The sequence below is a fragment of the Pseudooceanicola algae genome (assembly GCF_003590145.2).
Taxonomy (GTDB): domain Bacteria; phylum Pseudomonadota; class Alphaproteobacteria; order Rhodobacterales; family Rhodobacteraceae; genus Pseudooceanicola; species Pseudooceanicola algae.
On record NZ_CP060436.1, the window covers coordinates 593050 to 609459 of the forward strand.

Consider the following 16410-nt stretch of genomic DNA (forward strand, 5'->3'; position numbering starts at 1 on the left):
GGCTCAGCCCGGCGGCTTGCGGGATGCCTTCGCTGGGGCCTTTCGGCGGGCCTTTGGCGGGGGGGCATCTGTCGTTGCCTTGCTTGTCCGTGCCTTGGCCCGCGCTTTGGCCTGGCGCTTTTCAGCGGCGGCCACGCGGGCGGGCGCCAGTGAAATGCGCGCCCAGGCCATGGCCTCTTCTGGATCGTCGAGCGCGCTTTCGGGCAGGGACATCAAGCTGCGGACCTCGCGGGTGCCGGTCTTGCGCTCATAGCTGAAGGGGGTCGATCCGGCGGCGACATAGGCCGCTTCGGTGCTGTCGTCCGATTTCATCAAGACCGCGCCGCTGCCCGAGATCATCGCGAACATCGCGCCTTCCTCGGCATAGATCCCCACGCCGGAAAACATCCGCCCCGTGCGCAGCGCCCCGAGCCCGGAAAACAGGTCCAGCACATGGTCGAGAAAGTCGGGATCAACGGCCATCGGGGTCTCCTGTCACGGTGAAGACAGGAAAGCACGCAAGCCACATTGGCGAAAGGGGGGCGGGTTGTTCTGCGGACGCCGATTGACAGGGACGGCGATCTGGCGCCGCCCACCGGGTCACATATCGGCGAACTTGATCGATTCCCCGCAGCCGCAGGCTTCGGTCACGTTGGGGTTGTTGAAGCGGAAACCGGATTCCAGCAACGAGGTCTCGTAATCGATCTCGGTGCCGAACAGGAACATCTGGGCCATCGGCGCGATCATCACGCAGGCGCCGTCCTGTTTCACCATTTCGTCCATGGGGTCGACCGCGTCGACGTAATCCATGGTATATTCCATGCCCGCACAGCCGCCCTTCTTTACGCCGATGCGCAGACCGGAGTGGCCGCCCTGATCCATCAGGCGGGTGATCTGCGCTGCGGCGCGGGGGGTGATGGACACGGCTTGCTTGCCGGGAATGCTGAACATGGCTCTGCTCTCCTTCGTTAGGGGAATTTAGGGGTTCCGGGCCGGAATGCCAAGGTCCGGCAGTGCAGAGAGAAGTCCTGTCGTCGCGTAGGCGGAAAGCAGCGCCCAGCCGAAGGAGGCGAGGGTGCCGATAATGACGTATTCGCCCATGGCCTGATCTTCGCGCGCGGTGTCGAAGCGCAGGATCGACTTGGCCGCGATCAGAAAGCCGATGGCAGAAGGTTCACCCCCCATCAGGAACAGGAAGATCAGCCCGCGTTCCATCAGCCCGATATGTTCGCCCCCGCGCGGCAGGCCCTTGGTTTGCATGGTGCCGGCCCAGCGGTGCATCAGCAGGCCGACCGCATAGCCCCCCGCCCGTGTGGCGATCAACAGCCCTGCCACAAGGGCCATGGTGGCCGGCAGCCAATCTCCCTGCGGACCCCAAAATCCCTGATCGAAAAGCCCGGGCCAATAGAGTGCTATTCCGGCAAGGCTGGCCAGATGAGCGCCCTGATCCAGCAGGAACGGCGCCAGGCCACGCGGGGTCAGCGTGCTCTTGGCGAGGTCGATCACCAGATGCAGCGCGCCAAGAAGCAGGATCGGCGGAATCGCATCGGCCATGTCGGGGCCGAGGGCGAGGGTGGTGCAGGCGATCACGATCAGGATATGCAGCAGCAGCGGGCCTGCGCGACGCTGCTGCTTGGCTGCCGCCATGGCATCGCTTTGCAGCAGGAAATCCGCGCAGGCATGGGCCAGCAGGAGGGCAGCGAAGGTTGCGATCATCGGAGGCGCTCCTGCGTTTGGGCTGTTTCGATTCGCTCCAGCGCGGCCGATAGCGCCGCAAAGCCCGCGCCGGAAAGCGCCAGCGAAATCGCCTGGCGGGTGATCCCGTGCTGTGCCGCGACTTCTGCATGGGTCGGCGGGTCGGGGGCGAGCATGGGCAGGACCGCGCGCGCTTGGGCCGGGGTCCAGTGATGGCTGATCTCGCCCGCCAGCAGGGTTGCGGCGGCCAATGCATCGCCCGACGCATGGTCGAAGCCGGCCCCTTTCAACTGATCCAGCAGCCGCCCCGCCGCGGTGAACCCCGCTCCGCTGGCCTGGTTCAGATTGCCGTCGGGCGGCAGGGAGACCGCGCCTGTTGCCAGGGCGATGCGGGTCTCGAAACGTTTGTCCGTGGCGCGCAGGCTTGCCCGCAAGGCCAAGGCTTCGCGCAGGCCGGGGGCATCGCCGGAGGGCAGACAGATCTGCCAGGCATCGCCCCGGTTGCGGGTGAAATGCACCGGTGCCCGATGCCAGGACGCGATTTCACCTGCGGTTTGCGCCAGCACCGCAAAGGCGCAGGCGATATCGGTGGGGGGAAGATCGGTCGAGGCGACAAGATCGCCGCTGAGGATCGTGCAGATCGTGGTCATGGCTGGCGGTTCCACCTGGGGCTTGGGCAGTGAATACCAGAGGGAGCGGAATGGCAAGTATTTTTGCTTGCATTGACGAGATGCAAGTTATTTTGCTTGCCTTCTGAAGGATAGCAAAAAAGGCTTGCCCCGGAAGGTGGCAAGCCTTTTTGATTGCGCGAAACCGGGGCAACAAGGGGCTTACATGAAGCCAAGCTCCAGCCGGGCCTCGTCGCTCATCATGTCCATGCCCCAGGGCGGTTCCCAGGTCAGTTGCACATCGACCATCTTGACGCCATCCAGCGGTTCGATCGCCTCGGCGACCCAGCCGGGCATTTCCCCGGCTACCGGACACCCCGGCGCGGTCAGGGTCATGGCAACCTTGACTTCGTTCTCGGGCGAAATGTCGATGGTGTAAATCAGTCCGAGGTCGAAGATATTTACCGGGATTTCAGGGTCATAGACCGTGCGGCAAGCTTCGACGACGCTGTCGTAAAGCGGGTGATCGGTAGAAGAGGGCGCGATAAGCGGTGCGCCTTCAAGGGGTTCCGGTGTTTCGGTCATGATGGGTCCGTCCTGTTCCTGACGAAATATATAGGGATACGGGCGGGCGAGGTCTAGGGGAGGCAGCGTTTCCCGCACCGCCTCCGACTGTGTCAAAGCGGCTCGATATCGCCCTTGGCGCGCTGCGCGTGGAAATCTGCCTGCCAGGCGGTAAAGGTTCCGCCCGCGATGGCGTCGCGCATGCCCTGCATGAGTTCCTGATAGTAATGCAGGTTGTGCCAGGTCAGCAGCATGCCCGAGATCATCTCCTGCGAGCGGAAGACATGATGCAGGTAGGCGCGCGAGTAATTCGAACAGGCCGGGCAGGTGCAAGATTCGTCCAGGGGGCGCGGGTCATCGGCGTGGCGGGCGTTCTTGATATTGACCACACCGTTGCGGGTAAAGACCTGGCCGGTGCGGCCTGAACGCGAGGGCAGCACGCAATCCATCATGTCGATGCCGCGCGCCACGGCGCCGACGATGTCATCGGGCTTGCCAACCCCCATCAGGTAGCGCGGCTTGTCTGTGGGCAGCATGTCGGGGGCATAGTCGAGCACACCGAACATGGCCTCCTGTCCTTCGCCGACCGCGAGGCCACCGACCGCGTAGCCGTCGAAACCAATGGATTTCAGGGCCTCGGCGCTTTCTTCGCGCAAGGATTGCGTGACGCCGCCCTGCTGGATGCCGAAAAGCGCATGGCCCGGACGATCCCCGAAGGCATCGCGGGACCGCTGCGCCCATCGCATCGACATGCGCATGGAACTGGCGACGACCTTTTCTTCGGCCGGCAGGGCAGGGCATTCGTCGAAGCACATGACGATATCCGAGCCAAGCAGCTTCTGGATTTCCATCGAGCGTTCCGGCGTCAGCATGTGGCGCGAGCCGTCGATATGAGAGGCGAACTTGACCCCTTCTTCGGTCAGTTTGCGCAGCCCGGCGAGCGACATGACCTGAAAGCCGCCCGAGTCGGTCAGGATCGGCTTGTGCCAGTTCATGAACTTGTGCAGGCCACCGAGCGCCGCGATCCGTTCTGCCGTGGGGCGCAGCATAAGGTGGTAGGTATTGCCCAGCAGGATGTCGGCCCCGGTGGCCGCGACGCTTTCGGGCATCATCGCCTTGACGGTGGCGGCGGTGCCGACGGGCATGAAGGCCGGCGTGCGGATCTGTCCGCGCGGCGTGTCGATGACGCCGGTGCGGGCAGATCCGTCGGTGGCATCGAGGGAGAAGGAAAAGGTGCTCATGGCGGCGCCATTAGCGGGTTTGGCGGACAAAAGCCAGTCGGGTCGTCGGGCGCTTGTTTCCGCGGCGCGGGCGGGTGGGGGCGCTGCCCCCGGCAGCCAAGCCGGGGCTTGGCTGCCTCCCCCGGGATATTTCCAACAGGGAAACGGAAGGGGTTTGAGAGGGGGCCATTGCAAAGAGCACCAGATTGGGGGCGCTATTCTGCGTAGATTTTCACTGAAACCGCAATATATGGCGCTTGCCCGTGGGGGCAGGGGCAGGCAGACTGGTAAAAATGCAGTTGAATTCGGGGCGGCGCGATCCCAGATAAGAGGCTGTGAACCGGAGATGGACCGGGCTGCCGCCGAGCCGGGGACGGCCCATCTGCCCAAGATCAAGGAAAGAGCATGCAAGAGCCTCTGAATCCGTCCTATCCCGTATTGCCGTTGCGCGACATCGTGGTGTTTCCGCATATGATCGTGCCGCTTTTCGTGGGTCGCGACAAATCCGTGCGCGCCCTGGAAGAGGTGATGCAGGACAACAAGCAGATCCTGCTGTCGAGCCAGATCGATCCGGCAGAGGACGATCCCGATGCCGAGGGTATCCATAACGTCGGCGTGCTGGCCAACGTCCTGCAACTGCTGAAGCTGCCCGATGGCACCGTGAAGGTGCTGGTCGAAGGCGCGGCCCGCGTGCAAATCCTGGAATATTTCGAGAACGACAATTTCTTCGAGGCCCAGGCCGAATACCTGGAAGAGGTGCCGGGTGACGAGCCGACCATCGAAGCGCTGCTGCGCTCGGTCGGGCAGGAATTCGAGCGCTATGCCAAGGTCAAGAAGAACATTCCCGAGGAGGCCCTGGCCGCTGTCGCGCAAAGCGATGAACCCTCGCGCCTGGCCGATCTGGTCGCGGGTCATCTGGGTATCGACGTTGCGCAGAAGCAGGAGCTTTTGGAAACGCTGCCGATCAGTGAACGGCTGGAGCGTGTCTATGGTCTGATGCAGGGTGAAATGTCCGTCTTGCAGGTCGAGAAGAAGATCAAGACCCGCGTGAAATCCCAGATGGAGCGGACACAGCGCGAATATTACCTGAATGAGCAGATGAAGGCCATTCAGAAGGAGCTGGGCGACGGCGAGGAAGGCGAGGGCGAGATCGCCGAGCTGGAAGCGCGCATTGCCGAGACCAAGCTTTCCAAGGAAGCCAAGGAAAAGGCCGAGGCCGAGCTGAAGAAGTTGAAGAACATGAGCCCGATGTCCGCCGAGGCGACAGTCGTGCGCAATTACCTCGACTGGATGCTTTCGATCCCCTGGGGCGTGAAGTCGCGCACCAAGAAGGATTTGCACGGCGCGCAGGAAACCCTGGATGTCGACCATTATGGCCTCGAGAAGGTCAAGGAACGCATCGTCGAATACCTTGCGGTCCAGCAACGGTCGAAAAAGCTGAAGGGCCCGATCATGTGCCTTGTCGGGCCTCCGGGCGTCGGCAAGACCTCGCTCGGCAAATCCGTGGCCAAGGCAACGGGGCGTGAATTCATCCGCATTTCGCTTGGCGGCGTACGCGATGAATCCGAGATCCGTGGGCATCGGCGGACCTATATCGGCTCCATGCCCGGCAAGATCATCCAGGCGCTGAAGAAGGCCAAGACGACGAACCCGCTGATCCTGCTCGACGAGATCGACAAGATGGGTCAGGATTTCCGGGGCGACCCGGCCAGCGCAATGCTGGAGGTTCTCGATCCGGAACAGAACGGCAGCTTTGTCGATCACTACCTCGAGGTGGAATACGACCTCAGCAACGTGATGTTCCTGACCACGGCGAACAGCTACAACATGCCGGGCCCCTTGCTGGACCGGATGGAGATCATCAGCCTTGCCGGCTATACCGAGGACGAGAAGCGCGAGATCGCCAAGCAGCATCTGGTGGCCAAGCAGGTCAAGAACCACGGGCTGAAGAAGGGCGAATTCGAGGTCACGGATGAGGCTCTGAACGAGATGATCCGCCGCTATACCCGCGAAGCGGGCGTGCGGAACCTGGAACGCGAGATCGCCAAGCTGGCGCGCAAGGCCGTGACGATGATCGTCAAGGGCGAGGCCAAGTCCGTCGTGATCACCGAAGACAACCTGGATGACTTCCTGGGCGTCAAGAAGTACCGCTATGGTCTGGCCGAAATGGAAGACCAGATCGGTGTCGTGACCGGGCTGGCCTGGACCAGCGTCGGCGGCGACCTGTTGCAGATCGAAGCGTTGCGCCTGCCCGGAAAGGGGCGGATGAAGACCACCGGCAAGCTGGGCGACGTGATGAAGGAAAGCATCGACGCGGCCTCCAGCTATGTCCGGTCGATCGCGCCGGAAATCGGCGTGAAGCCGCCGCGCTTTGATCGCCTGGACATCCACGTCCACGTGCCCGATGGCGCGACGCCCAAGGACGGGCCCTCGGCCGGTCTGGCAATGGTCACCTCGATCGTGTCGGTGCTGACCCAGATCCCGGTGCGCCGTGATATCGCCATGACCGGCGAGGTGTCGCTGCGCGGCAATGCCATGCCCATCGGCGGGCTGAAGGAAAAGCTGCTTGCGGCCCTGCGCGGGGGGATCACCACGGTCTTCATCCCGCAGGAGAACGAAAAGGATCTGGCCGATATCCCGGACAACGTGAAGCAGGGGCTGAAGATCATCCCTGTCACCCATGTGCAGGAAGTGCTTGAACAGGCGCTGGTCCGCATGCCCGAGCCGGTGGAATGGGACGAAGAGGCCGAAGAGGCCGCTGCCGCTGCCCGTGCCGCCGCCATGCCCGAGGCGGGCCATCCCACGACAGCGCATTGATCGCGCCAGCGCGCGCCATGTGGAGCGCTGAGAAATGAACCAGAAAGGCCATGCGGGGCATCTTCGCATGGCCTTTTTTGCATCCAGCCCCGGCAATGTTCCTGTCCTGTACACAGGAAAATGCCCATCTCCGGGGCGGCAACTGGTCAGACGCAACCCGTGCTGTTAGCCTGCAAAACATGCAGCTTCAAAAACGCGGCTTCCGGTGAAGCCTGCAAAGTGCACATGGATAGTGGTGAAGATGACCGAGACAGATAAATTCGAAACCGGCATGAATATCGACACGACCCCAAGCTCCGAAGACCTGGAGGCCAGCGAAGTGCTGGCGGCGTCTCTGCCGGTTGAACTGAAGAAAAAGGAACTGATCGACCTCGTGGTTGCGCGGACCGGCGTCAAGAAGCGTGACGCCAAGCCGGTCGTCGAGGCGATGCTGATGGTGATGGGCGAGGCCCTTCTGGAACAGCGCAGCATGAACCTGCCGCCGTTCGGCAAGGTCAAGATCAACAACTTCAAGGAAGTCGAGAATGGTCATGTCTTCGGCCTGCGGCTGCGCCAGAACGAACAGGTGCTGAACACGGCGATTGCCGAATCCGCCGCTGTCGCGCTGCCCGCTGGCGCGGACCTGCCGGATGGCGCTTCGCAAGAAAGCCAGACGGACGGAGAATAGGTCAAAACCCTGCTTGCAGAAGCATCGGAGGTTGGCTAAGAAGCGCCCCACGGGTGATTAGCTCAGTGGTAGAGCGCTTCGTTCACATCGAAGATGTCGGGGGTTCAAGTCCCTCATCACCCACCACTCAAGCCTTTGATATTATTTAATTATATCTCTAACGTTCGCGTATTTGCGAAGTGGTCCTAGGTTTTGTGAACCAAGTTACAAACGTTTGACACTTCTGCAAGTCGAGGCGAATCCAAATCCGGCCTCAAATCAACGGTTCGAAGCGGCCGTCGGCACCGCCCTCGAGGCGTCTACTCTCGTCCATCCCGGGTGGCAGGTTGTCTCAGGGTAACCGGCATCTCGCAGGCCTACGCATTCGGCCCGAAGCCGACCTTGATCGCGACACCCGCCGCCGCAGTGCAGTTTCACCAAACCAGCCGTTTGTGCATCGCGCAGCATTTCAGGCACATGAAGGTCGGCAGAGCAGACAAAGTGAGCTTTCGCTTTCTCATTCGGAACGACTGCTTACGCCGCTAAATTATCCGTTGATCCAGCTCTGTAGGATCTTCGACATCGACATGCCAGAACGCCACGGCCTCGTCAGGAAGCTGCATCAACACTCTTTCGAAATCCTTGGTGTCAGTGCACCTTCGGACTGCCCAGGCAGTCGCTTCGATTGCGTTGTCTGGCGTCAGGTTGTGGTTTACGCGAACCTGCTTGGCTTCATCGGTGAGGACCTGCCGCTCCGCAAATGGAACCAGCGGTTCGGAAACATTCCAACCCTTTACAAAAATCGCGCGGAGAACAGCCGGAAGGACGCTTGCGAAGGCTAGACCCTGTTCTGCCGTCAGGCGGCGTCGAAAGACCTGCAAAACAGCGTCCACAGCGGTGTAGGCCATATTGTCGGACTCAAGCGACATGCGTTCTTTCACATCATCGAGAAAGGCGCTCCACTCTTTGGAAGCATGGCGGTATGTCCACGGCATCGGCATTTACGGTCTCGCCTCATTTACGTTCAATCATTGCCTATTCTAGCCGGAGGACGGCTGAGGCGTCGAGCTTAACCTTTTTGCGATAGTGGACATTCATGCTCATCGCAGCATCAGTCACATTGGGCTCGAAGCGGTCATGCGGCGGCGCAGCAGGGGCAAGCGTCTGGTCAACCCTCGCGGGCCAGGCCCTGGGCGCTCTGGCTGAACGCCGCTCGCGGCCCACACCGGACATCCACCAGGGTGGCCATTGCCGCGTCGCAGCTTCCCCTAACCGGCCATTCGTGCATCGCGCAGCATTTGTCGCTTATGAAAGGCAGCAGGGCGGACCAAGCTGCCGTCCGTGCCTCTGTAATCAAGGTCTGCTTTTATTCATCTGACGTAGCTTGCACCGTTCACGTCCAAGGTCGCGCCACTTAGCGATTTTTGTTCAGGGCGAAGGGCAAAGCACACAAGTTCTGCAACTTCGCTTGGCGCAACCATTTCTCCGATAGGAACATCTCCAACGGCAGCATCTTTGCCTTTTGCGCGGATAAATTCCTCAGCCATCTCCGTCCGCACAAAGCCCGGCGCAATCGCGATGGCGATAATCCCATCAGCACCAAAAGAACGAGCAATCGTCTTGGTTAGATTGATAAGCCCAGCTTTGGACGCGCCATAAGGCATGTGATCTTCTGTGTATCCCCGCTGCGCCGCGCGGCTGGCAATATTCACAATTCTCCCCCCGTCAAAGGCGCAGAAGTGCTGGATTGCCATGCGACATAGATCAGCAGGAGCCCGGAGATTGACACGCAAATCAGCCTCCCATGCGGCTGACCAAACGTTGAAATCATCCTCAATCCGTGCAGTGGCGCGGATCCCTGCGTTATTCACGAGCGAGTGGATCCGACCTACACGATCCTCTGCCGCCTCCCAAAGCCGCTGCGCACCGTCATTCTCTGTTAAATCGGCCTGAACGAGCGTTCCTTGACCACCCATCGTTTCCAGAAGTGCCTGTGCCTCGTCTTCATGGCTGCGGTAATGTAGGATTGGGTGTCCGCCCAATTCTGCGAGGCGCAGGGCTATGGATCGTCCGATCCCTCCGGTAGCACCGGTGACAAGAACAGTTTGGCCACTTAAGGGCAAATCAACCATATCTTTAAAGCCCTTTAGTATTTGTCCAACGCGATGGTGTGATTTGCGACTGAAGTTCTGTCATTATCTGACTGCCTTTTGTGAGGTAACGTTTCCCTATTGCCGATTTTCGCTGCAATGCAGAAACCTGTCAATGAGGGCTCGAACCGGACTTTCGCCGCAGGCAGCAGCAAGGTCCGGTGAGCGGATAAAGTGCGCTTTCGCCGCAATGACGGCGAATGGCTGGTTTTTGGCGAAGGTTCACAAACGTTCCGAACTTTTCTTATTCTATGTGCCACTCGTGGGATGCAGCAACCAGCTCGACGGTATTGCCGTCCGGGTCGCGTGTGAACAACCCGCGCCAGCCGGTCCAAGCAAAGTCTTCGAACCGCGCGTCGTAGCCTTCTTGCCGAAGCCATGCTGAGGCGTCTTCCTGCTCGTCCCAGGACAGGCTTAACGCAAGATGGTGCAGCGAAGATTGGCGTCCAACGGAAAGGGGGGCATCCTCGGCATCCTCGGCATCCTCGGCATCCTCGGCAAAGAGCGCTAGTACCGCAATATGACCTCCAAAGCTCTCGCCGAAGCGATAGAATGCGATCCCATCACGATGTCCGCCCCGATCGCTGGGTCGAAGGCGGGGAAGGCCCAACACGTGTCCGTAAAATTCCTGCATCGCCTCGAAGTTGCGACACCGGATAGCAATCTCGCCCAAAGCACGAAGTTGGAAGGGCCGATCCATAATGCCGCACAGACCTTTCGTTTTCCAGGGGATGCCAGAGAGCCAATAAGAACTCTATAGAATCTCTCGAGCGAAAACCATGAAAACCGAGAGCGGTCATCTACACATCGTGGAACGTCCAACAGAGAGGGCTCACTGCCGACCTTCGCTGCACTTGCAAACGAAATCAGCGTCAAACCGGAGGGCGAGCGGCGGCACTGCGGGACGAAGCAGCCCCTTAAATCAGAGCGCGCCACACTCTTTCAACACGATTTCCGCCCGTTTTTGCACCGACACCTTGGGTAACTCAATTCTCATGTAGCCGAGCGTGTCCAGAGCCTTCTCAATGTGGATGTGTTCCTGCACAGCAGCATCGAAATTGTGCCGCCGCTCGGCGTCATTGGCAAACAACTCCCTCCATGGGGGGACCACGAAAACGCGCTTCCAGTACGCTTGGGTTTCACCAAGTGTCTCCTCTATCGTTGGTCCGCCGGAATGAGCCAAGGCGACCGCCGCGTCGATCAAGCCACGGTCGAAGAATGTAATGCCATCATTGTGCTGCGCGGACTGCAAGTCGGTCTCGGCTATTTTGACTGCTCGCAATGCAAACGCGTTCATATCCACCCATGGAAGAGCCTTGCCTTGTCGGGCCAATTCTTCCGAAACAATGCGGCGGCCTGGCTCTTGGACTATCGAAAACCCGTGATCTTCCAAAGCCTTCAGCAAAGTTGATTTCCCGCCGCCAGAACACCCTGTCAGCAAAACAAACCTACTGCTCAAAACAGTTTCCCACCCGTGACTGTATAACCCTGGATGCATCTGATACTGCGACGCCGAAAGTTGCAACAAGGGCTCGGAACTGCCGTTCGCTGCGCAGAGCGCGAGCGTCAACACTGCAGACAAAGCGGACATCAAATGTAGTTCGCGATTTCAATGAGGTTTCGATCGGGGTCCCGAATGTAAATTGACAATATTGGGCCGTTTGCACCTGTACGAGCAACGGGGCCTTCTTCAATTGAAACGCCTGCGAGCGCCAATTGTGAGATAACTTTGAGGAGTGGTGTTGTTGATATCAAACACAGATCGGCGGACCCGGTGGTTGGACGCGCGGCTTTTGGTTCGAACTCTTTGCCTTGCTCATGCAAATTGAATTTCTGAGCCCCAAAAACCAACGCTTTTCGATCACCATTAAAAGTATTGACTTCGAAACCAAGCACTTGGCTATAAAATGCACATGTGCGGTCAGTATCAGCAACTGTGAGAACCAGATGGTCTAAGCGGTCAATTTTAATCATAACGGCAATCCTCTAAAGGCAGGAACCCCAGTTCATCCAACCGGTCGTAGACTTGCTACAAGGTTATTCTGGGCCCAATCTTTGTCGTGCAAATTTTGTCACTTTGGGTTTGAGCAGCTTTCGGAAGAAAAAGCGGCTCTGACCTAATGGGTTATTAGGCAACTCACCAAATGTTTCGTAGCCCATGTCGAGGTAGAATTTAGGTGCCTGAAAGGAGAAGCTATCCAGCCATATCCCTTCACAATCTCTCTTGGAAGCCAATTCCTCAGCGGCGGTAACCAATGCCTTTCCGAGGCCGGTTCCGCGCAAGGTTTGGGGGACGAATAAAAGCTCAATAACCGCCCAATTATATGCGGTTCGCCCCCAAAGCCCCCCAACAGGCTTATGATCAGAGCCCTCAATAATAAAAGCAAAGGTCTTTAGATTGGATGGCGGCCCAACCTCATTAATATTTTCAACAAGGGGTGTAAGAATCGCCAACCTGTCTTCATCGGACGGCTCTTCCAAAAGTCTGATTGGCTGGGTCAACGGAGTTTTCCTCAGGATGTTTCGTTCGGCACTTTGTAAGTTGTTCTGTCTAGAAAGTGAACGTTGTCAAAACGTACATTGGGCTCTCTGCCGACCTTCGCTGCAGATGCACACCGAAAAATATTGTGCGTTGGCCCCGAGCGGCCGCTTTGTTCGGCTTACCCATTTTAGTTAGCGGGCGCAGCGAATGGCCGCAATCCGCCCTTCGTGCTGTTGCCTGGCATCATGCTACCCTTCGCACCCATGTCGCAGAGGGGCGAAGAGCGGCTACGGCTTGACTGGGGATGTATCCTCAGCAGGTCTAGTCCCTGCCCTTAGCTGAAGCCCAGAGATGTCGTTCCCGAGATTCTCTTCTTGCGCCTTGATGGCGAAGTGCGTGTTGCGGAAAAGCCTTGTTTTCGCGCCTATCGCTTTTGCAGGCTCATGAAGTCCAGGACATTTACTGCGTCCTGCATGTGCTCCGGCAGGTATCGTCCATAAGTCGAGAAGGTCACGGCAGTGTTGGAATGGCCGAGAACTTGGGAGACTTTCTCCAGAGGGATCCCGTTCGCCAGCATGGTCACCGCGGCGGTGTGGCGCAGGTCGTGGATCCGAACGTGCCCGATCTTGGAGCGGGTTACGGCGCCGGAGACACCCTTGCGGACCGACGCGACCGGGCCGCCAGCATACTCGATCACGTAGTCGGACAGGGCCGCCTTATGCGCGGCGGAAAGAGCGGCCCGGGTGCTGCCGTTCATCGGCACCACAGCACGACCCTTGCGGGTGGCGCCGTCAGCCAGGCGCAGGTTGATTGCGCCGCGCTCGAAATCCACCCGATCCCAGGTCAGATCCAGCACCGCGCCGACGCGAGCGCCGGTGCCCAGCAATAGGATTAGCGCCAGTCGAATGTGCGGCTCCATCGCAGCGTCGATCAGCGCGCGGGCCTCGCCAGCGTTCAGGATCCTCTTGTCGGTCTGCGGCTTCTCGGGGCGCCAGATCTTTGGTGCGCGGTCGATCATGCGCGTGTTCTCGGCGAACAGCAGGGCGGACTTCAGGTGGCCGAGCTCTGTGTGAACCGTGCCCTGCGATTTCCCCGAGGACTTGCGATCTGCAGCGTAGCTGAGACAGGTAGCCTTGGTGATATCCTCGGGGCGCAGGTGGCCGAAGTGCGGAAGGATCGCCTTCCCGGTGTAGCCCATCGTCGTGGCAGTGGGCTTGTCGCCCAGGTCGTCGCGGTAGAGCGCCCAGATCTCGGCAACGGTGGGGTCCTGCGGGCGGCTGGAATAGGTCGCCGTTCGATAGACCTCTAGGGCTTCTGCTTCCGCTTCCTTTCGGGTGCGTGCCGCAAGCTGACGACGCACTCGCTTGCCGTCCTCGCCGGTCCAGTAGACGCAAAGGCCGCCTCTGAGCTTTCCGATGCTAATGTCGGGCATTCGTATTCCTCTACAACCTGGGCCGGGATTCGGAGCATGCGCCCTGTTCGGAAATGGTGCAACTGCCCCCGATGGCACATCTGCCGGATGGTTTCAGCGCTGCATTGCCAGCGGTCCGCCAGCGTGTCGGGGGTGTATGGACGTTGTGCGGTCATCCCTCGCTCCTCTTCATCGGCTTCCCTGCGTCGTGCCCCTCTGGTCGGGGCAGCAGCCCCAGCAGTCCGGCGATCATGTCGAGCGCAAGCGCGTCGGCCACCATGACGCGGCTAATGATCCGGTGCCGCAGATCGGCCAGACGAGCGCTTTCGTCGTGGGCGTCCCTGGCGGATCGATCCTGAGGGGCGCGGTATGCCACGCCGGTGGCTCTCTCGTCTGCGTCACTGCCCGCCGGGGCAGAAAGAGGCATCAGGTGCGGCCAAACATGACCGGCAAGCCGGTGTTCTCGGATACCTGAAAGGCCATGGCTCGGAAGGTGGCCTGCCGCTGGTATTCGACCCGGTGCCAGCGAAGCCCGAGGCGCAGGCCTTCAGGGGTGACGCGGAACCGGAATTTGGCCTTCAGTTCGACAGGTTCTTCGCCGTGATAGATCGGGATCGAAAGCCCGATCTCCGTCGGCACGACCATCTGATTGGCGACGCGGGTTTCGTTCTCATATTTGAAGACGCGGTCGCCGTTTTCGAGGCGAATGCCGCTTTTGAACGTCGCGCCCTGGGTCGCTTCAAGTTCCCGGCAAATTTCCAGCAAGGTCGAATGGTCCGGGTCACTGACATCCGCGACGTTCTCCTCGATGAACATCGCGAACTCTTCCTGGCTGTGCATTGGGCCCTCGATCTCATCCCAGCGTTTGAATTCTTCGCTGAGGCGCAGCCGAAGGCTGGCCTTGTGACACGCGGGCTGGGCCTTCAGGGCGTCGCCATCTTCCTCGCTCCCCGTGTGCCAGTCGAGCGCGGCGCAGATCGTGCCAGCGTCCAGATCTGCGATGATGATGGAGCGATGATCGCAGAAGCGATTGACGTAGGTGGTCAGAGAGTCCCGGTCATCGAACGTGATCGCCTGCTTGATCATCGGCGGCAGCTTGAATGGGTCGGTCACATCCTGGAGCGAATAGCCGCTCGGGACGAAAGCATGGCGACGCCCGTCGGGATGGTCGATGATCGGATTGGAGAGGCGGGCGCCATCGATGCTCGCGTTCAGCGCGCCGCGTGGATCGAGCCGGGTATCTGGTGTGGTGCTGTTCATGTGAAGTCCTTTCCTTGGTTCAATCGGCCGCGCGGCGGCGGTCGATTTCGTCTTCGATGTCGAGCTGGTTCGGGTCGCGGCGGGACAGGCGGCCCTCGTCATCAGCGAAGTAGATGCCGGTGCCCATGGCGCGCGGCGGCACCTTGCCGGTCACCTTCGGGGTGCATTCGATCTGGCCGCCCTTGTTGAACTTGAAAGGCAGGGTGATCGTGATGGAACCGTCTCCGCCGGTTTCCTTCATGGCTGAGATGACCCGTTCCAGTTGTTCGTTGCCTTGGCGCAGTAGCTCGCCGCGGCGAAAGCTCTGCATGAATTCGAGAAAGTTGAGGTCGTGCCGCTGCATGAGCATGGTTCCTTTCGGGTTGGCGAAGTCGGAGTTGAGTTCGGGGGCGGGGGCGCCTGACTCAGAGCAAGTTCCAGACCGCCCAAGCGATCAGCCAGAATCCGATGCCGGCAATGGTTGCCAGTACGAAGCCTGCGTCTGAGATCTCGCTGAGGGGATTGCGCTGGCGGGGCGTGGGATGCCGCCCCGCCAGCTGGGATGGCGCAGACAGTGCGCTATCCGTGGGGGTGGCGGCGGGCAGGGTGCGCTCCTCGATCTCGGAAGGTATGCCGGGGGCCGGCAGGGACTAGGGCCTCATAGCCCTGCCTCGGCCATCAGCACCGCCCGCATGACCAGCAGCAAGGTCACCAGCACCACGCCGAGGATCGCAATGACCAGGCGGGTGGTGGGCAGACGATCCCGGCGCATGTCGCGGGCGTTCAGGTGTTCCTGGGGAGAGCGGAATGTCATGCCGCGTCACCGCCGGTTGGGCCTTGGCTGTTGGCGGCGCGTCGGCGGGCGCAGACATCGGCGACCAGGCGCTCTATGCGGGCGCGCTCGGCCTGCAGGGCGGCGGGCGGCTGATCGGGCAGGGACTGGCCGAGCGATCGCGCTTGTCCGAAGCCTGTCGACGGCTGGTTCCGGATCAGGCGCTGCATGCGGTCCAACGTGATCGGCTGACCACGGTCGGCCTTGGCGCGTGCCCACAAGGCCAGCATGGCCGTAGGGGAAGCGGCGAAGATTTCCGGGCAGAGAATGGGCGGGCGAGAGTCCGGGCTGTGCATGGGTGACCTCCATCAGAGTGATGGGGTCATTGATGGGGGGAAAGAATTCCCATGTCAAGCAAAATAGGAAAGAATTCCCATATGGTGACTGACTGCCGCCCCTGCTTGTGCTCGAATCGGGGTGCCAGAAAAAGGAAACCCGGCGCGAAGCCGGGCCTCCTTGAGGCCGTCGACCGTCAATTAACCGCTACAGGCAAAGGAAAAGGTGAGACGCATAATAGTTGTTGGGGGCGTAAGTTGTTGAGACATATTCAGCTTTACGGCCTCTGGTGCCGCAGATTCTACTTGCTTGATTGACCACCTCCGGCTCTTCGGGGTTGGCGCCCGTAAGCAAAGTGGATTCTTGAATCTTCACGCTGTCACCATTGAAGTCGGAAACGACAGGTGCGGGCTCTGTGCAGGCTGTGAGGGTGAACGCGATAATTGCGAAGCTGAAAAACTTAAAAATCTTCATGATCCTCTTTCGTCAGA

At 60.1% G+C, this 16410-nt stretch carries 22 protein-coding genes and 1 tRNA gene; 3 read left to right on the plus strand and 20 right to left on the minus strand.

Annotated features, from left to right (window positions below; translation table 11 throughout):
* Nucleotides 1–3 precede the first annotated feature (3 nt).
* The 6 genes from PSAL_RS02800 to tgt form a co-directional block, all read right to left on the minus strand.
* Nucleotides 4–462, minus strand: a complete 459-nt coding sequence (locus PSAL_RS02800; RefSeq protein ID WP_119839603.1) for a TfoX/Sxy family protein — start codon at nt 460–462, stop codon at nt 4–6.
* A gap of 117 nt (nt 463–579) precedes the next feature.
* Entirely contained in the window at nt 580–930 is a 351-nt protein-coding gene (locus PSAL_RS02805) for a HesB/IscA family protein (protein WP_119839602.1), read from the minus strand.
* 27 nt (nt 931–957) lie between these two features.
* A complete protein-coding gene (locus PSAL_RS02810; protein ID WP_119839601.1) occupies nt 958–1695 on the minus strand; it encodes a DUF3307 domain-containing protein in 738 nt (245 codons plus the stop codon).
* Nucleotides 1692–2324, minus strand: a complete 633-nt coding sequence (locus PSAL_RS02815; RefSeq protein WP_119839600.1) for a MarR family transcriptional regulator — start codon at nt 2322–2324, stop codon at nt 1692–1694. The genes PSAL_RS02810 and PSAL_RS02815 overlap by 4 nt, the downstream gene beginning before the upstream one ends.
* 180 nt (nt 2325–2504) lie before the next feature.
* Entirely contained in the window at nt 2505–2867 is a 363-nt protein-coding gene (locus PSAL_RS02820) for an SUF system Fe-S cluster assembly protein (protein ID WP_119839599.1), read from the minus strand.
* 92 nt (nt 2868–2959) lie between these two features.
* Nucleotides 2960–4087: a tRNA guanosine(34) transglycosylase Tgt gene (tgt, locus tag PSAL_RS02825; protein WP_119839598.1), complete on the minus strand. Its 1128-nt coding sequence runs from the start codon at nt 4085–4087 to the stop codon at nt 2960–2962.
* A 384-nt stretch (nt 4088–4471) separates the two neighbouring features.
* On the opposite strand from tgt, the gene lon reads away from it, so the two are divergent.
* The 3 genes from lon to PSAL_RS02840 all read left to right on the plus strand — a co-directional run bounded on the left by lon (nt 4472) and on the right by PSAL_RS02840 (nt 7676).
* On the plus strand, nt 4472–6883 hold the full coding sequence (gene lon / locus PSAL_RS02830; RefSeq protein WP_119839597.1) for an endopeptidase La: 2412 nt from the start codon (nt 4472–4474) through the stop codon (nt 6881–6883).
* 241 nt (nt 6884–7124) lie between these two features.
* Nucleotides 7125–7550, plus strand: a complete 426-nt coding sequence (locus PSAL_RS02835; protein WP_231388589.1) for an HU family DNA-binding protein — start codon at nt 7125–7127, stop codon at nt 7548–7550.
* A gap of 51 nt (nt 7551–7601) precedes the next feature.
* A tRNA-Val gene (locus PSAL_RS02840) sits at nt 7602–7676 on the plus strand.
* 395 nt (nt 7677–8071) lie between these two features.
* Here the strand turns inward: PSAL_RS02840 and PSAL_RS02845 are convergent.
* The 14 genes from PSAL_RS02845 to PSAL_RS02905 form a co-directional block, all read right to left on the minus strand.
* Complete coding sequence (locus PSAL_RS02845; RefSeq protein WP_119839596.1) at nt 8072–8530, minus strand: DUF2267 domain-containing protein; 459 nt, start codon at nt 8528–8530, stop codon at nt 8072–8074.
* Nucleotides 8531–8899: 369 nt separating this feature from the next.
* Nucleotides 8900–9661 (minus strand): SDR family NAD(P)-dependent oxidoreductase, encoded by a 762-nt coding sequence (locus PSAL_RS02850; RefSeq protein ID WP_119838775.1) that lies wholly within the window; start codon nt 9659–9661, stop codon nt 8900–8902.
* A 262-nt stretch (nt 9662–9923) separates the two neighbouring features.
* A complete protein-coding gene (locus PSAL_RS02855) occupies nt 9924–10379 on the minus strand; it encodes a VOC family protein (protein ID WP_119840302.1) in 456 nt (151 codons plus the stop codon).
* Nucleotides 10380–10601: 222 nt separating this feature from the next.
* Nucleotides 10602–11270 carry an AAA family ATPase gene (locus tag PSAL_RS02860; protein WP_231388590.1) on the minus strand — a complete coding sequence of 223 codons (669 nt, stop codon included), beginning with the start codon at nt 11268–11270 and terminating at the stop codon, nt 10602–10604.
* Nucleotides 11270–11653 carry a VOC family protein gene (locus PSAL_RS02865; protein ID WP_196941893.1) on the minus strand — a complete coding sequence of 128 codons (384 nt, stop codon included), beginning with the start codon at nt 11651–11653 and terminating at the stop codon, nt 11270–11272. Before PSAL_RS02865 ends, PSAL_RS02860 begins: the two co-directional genes overlap by 1 nt.
* Nucleotides 11654–11716: 63 nt before the next feature.
* Entirely contained in the window at nt 11717–12181 is a 465-nt protein-coding gene (locus tag PSAL_RS02870; protein ID WP_196222848.1) for a GNAT family N-acetyltransferase, read from the minus strand.
* A gap of 404 nt (nt 12182–12585) precedes the next feature.
* Entirely contained in the window at nt 12586–13584 is a 999-nt protein-coding gene (locus PSAL_RS02875; protein WP_408004209.1) for a tyrosine-type recombinase/integrase, read from the minus strand.
* A complete protein-coding gene (locus PSAL_RS19360; protein WP_119840305.1) occupies nt 13467–13748 on the minus strand; it encodes a helix-turn-helix domain-containing protein in 282 nt (93 codons plus the stop codon). Before PSAL_RS19360 ends, PSAL_RS02875 begins: the two co-directional genes overlap by 118 nt.
* Nucleotides 13745–13999 (minus strand): hypothetical protein, encoded by a 255-nt coding sequence (locus PSAL_RS02880; RefSeq protein ID WP_119840306.1) that lies wholly within the window; start codon nt 13997–13999, stop codon nt 13745–13747. Before PSAL_RS02880 ends, PSAL_RS19360 begins: the two co-directional genes overlap by 4 nt.
* Nucleotides 13999–14832 carry a DUF2303 family protein gene (locus PSAL_RS02885; RefSeq protein ID WP_119840307.1) on the minus strand — a complete coding sequence of 278 codons (834 nt, stop codon included), beginning with the start codon at nt 14830–14832 and terminating at the stop codon, nt 13999–14001. Before PSAL_RS02885 ends, PSAL_RS02880 begins: the two co-directional genes overlap by 1 nt.
* A gap of 19 nt (nt 14833–14851) precedes the next feature.
* A complete protein-coding gene (locus PSAL_RS02890) occupies nt 14852–15175 on the minus strand; it encodes a hypothetical protein (protein ID WP_196222849.1) in 324 nt (107 codons plus the stop codon).
* Between the two features lie 294 nt (nt 15176–15469).
* Nucleotides 15470–15625 (minus strand): hypothetical protein, encoded by a 156-nt coding sequence (locus PSAL_RS02895; RefSeq protein WP_196222850.1) that lies wholly within the window; start codon nt 15623–15625, stop codon nt 15470–15472.
* A complete protein-coding gene (locus tag PSAL_RS02900; RefSeq protein WP_147407655.1) occupies nt 15622–15939 on the minus strand; it encodes a hypothetical protein in 318 nt (105 codons plus the stop codon). Before PSAL_RS02900 ends, PSAL_RS02895 begins: the two co-directional genes overlap by 4 nt.
* Nucleotides 15940–16126: 187 nt before the next feature.
* Nucleotides 16127–16393 carry a hypothetical protein gene (locus PSAL_RS02905; protein WP_119840309.1) on the minus strand — a complete coding sequence of 89 codons (267 nt, stop codon included), beginning with the start codon at nt 16391–16393 and terminating at the stop codon, nt 16127–16129.
* Between the last annotated feature and the right edge of the window lie 17 nt (nt 16394–16410).

Bases quoted from the DNA above. Each gene is read 5' to 3' on its own strand.
- PSAL_RS02895 (WP_196222850.1), bottom strand. From the start codon at position 15,625: ATGACATTCCGCTCTCCCCAGGAACACCTGAACGCCCGCGACATGCGC.
- PSAL_RS02890 (WP_196222849.1), bottom strand. From the start codon at position 15,175: ATGCAGCGGCACGACCTCAACTTTCTCGAATTCATGCAGAGCTTTCGC.
- PSAL_RS19360 (WP_119840305.1), bottom strand. From the start codon at position 13,748: ATGACCGCACAACGTCCATACACCCCCGACACGCTGGCGGACCGCTGG.
- PSAL_RS02815 (WP_119839600.1), bottom strand. From the start codon at position 2,324: ATGACCACGATCTGCACGATCCTCAGCGGCGATCTTGTCGCCTCGACC.
- PSAL_RS02850 (WP_119838775.1), bottom strand. From the start codon at position 9,661: ATGGTTGATTTGCCCTTAAGTGGCCAAACTGTTCTTGTCACCGGTGCT.
- PSAL_RS02860 (WP_231388590.1), bottom strand. From the start codon at position 11,270: ATGTCCGCTTTGTCTGCAGTGTTGACGCTCGCGCTCTGCGCAGCGAAC.
- PSAL_RS02855 (WP_119840302.1), bottom strand. From the start codon at position 10,379: ATGGATCGGCCCTTCCAACTTCGTGCTTTGGGCGAGATTGCTATCCGG.
- lon (WP_119839597.1), top strand. From the start codon at position 4,472: ATGCAAGAGCCTCTGAATCCGTCCTATCCCGTATTGCCGTTGCGCGAC.
- PSAL_RS02810 (WP_119839601.1), bottom strand. From the start codon at position 1,695: ATGATCGCAACCTTCGCTGCCCTCCTGCTGGCCCATGCCTGCGCGGAT.
- PSAL_RS02905 (WP_119840309.1), bottom strand. From the start codon at position 16,393: ATGAAGATTTTTAAGTTTTTCAGCTTCGCAATTATCGCGTTCACCCTC.
- PSAL_RS02845 (WP_119839596.1), bottom strand. From the start codon at position 8,530: ATGCCGATGCCGTGGACATACCGCCATGCTTCCAAAGAGTGGAGCGCC.
- PSAL_RS02820 (WP_119839599.1), bottom strand. From the start codon at position 2,867: ATGACCGAAACACCGGAACCCCTTGAAGGCGCACCGCTTATCGCGCCC.
- PSAL_RS02900 (WP_147407655.1), bottom strand. From the start codon at position 15,939: ATGCACAGCCCGGACTCTCGCCCGCCCATTCTCTGCCCGGAAATCTTC.
- PSAL_RS02885 (WP_119840307.1), bottom strand. From the start codon at position 14,832: ATGAACAGCACCACACCAGATACCCGGCTCGATCCACGCGGCGCGCTG.
- tgt (WP_119839598.1), bottom strand. From the start codon at position 4,087: ATGAGCACCTTTTCCTTCTCCCTCGATGCCACCGACGGATCTGCCCGC.
- PSAL_RS02800 (WP_119839603.1), bottom strand. From the start codon at position 462: ATGGCCGTTGATCCCGACTTTCTCGACCATGTGCTGGACCTGTTTTCC.
- PSAL_RS02880 (WP_119840306.1), bottom strand. From the start codon at position 13,999: ATGCCTCTTTCTGCCCCGGCGGGCAGTGACGCAGACGAGAGAGCCACC.
- PSAL_RS02865 (WP_196941893.1), bottom strand. From the start codon at position 11,653: ATGATTAAAATTGACCGCTTAGACCATCTGGTTCTCACAGTTGCTGAT.
- PSAL_RS02835 (WP_231388589.1), top strand. From the start codon at position 7,125: ATGACCGAGACAGATAAATTCGAAACCGGCATGAATATCGACACGACC.
- PSAL_RS02805 (WP_119839602.1), bottom strand. From the start codon at position 930: ATGTTCAGCATTCCCGGCAAGCAAGCCGTGTCCATCACCCCCCGCGCC.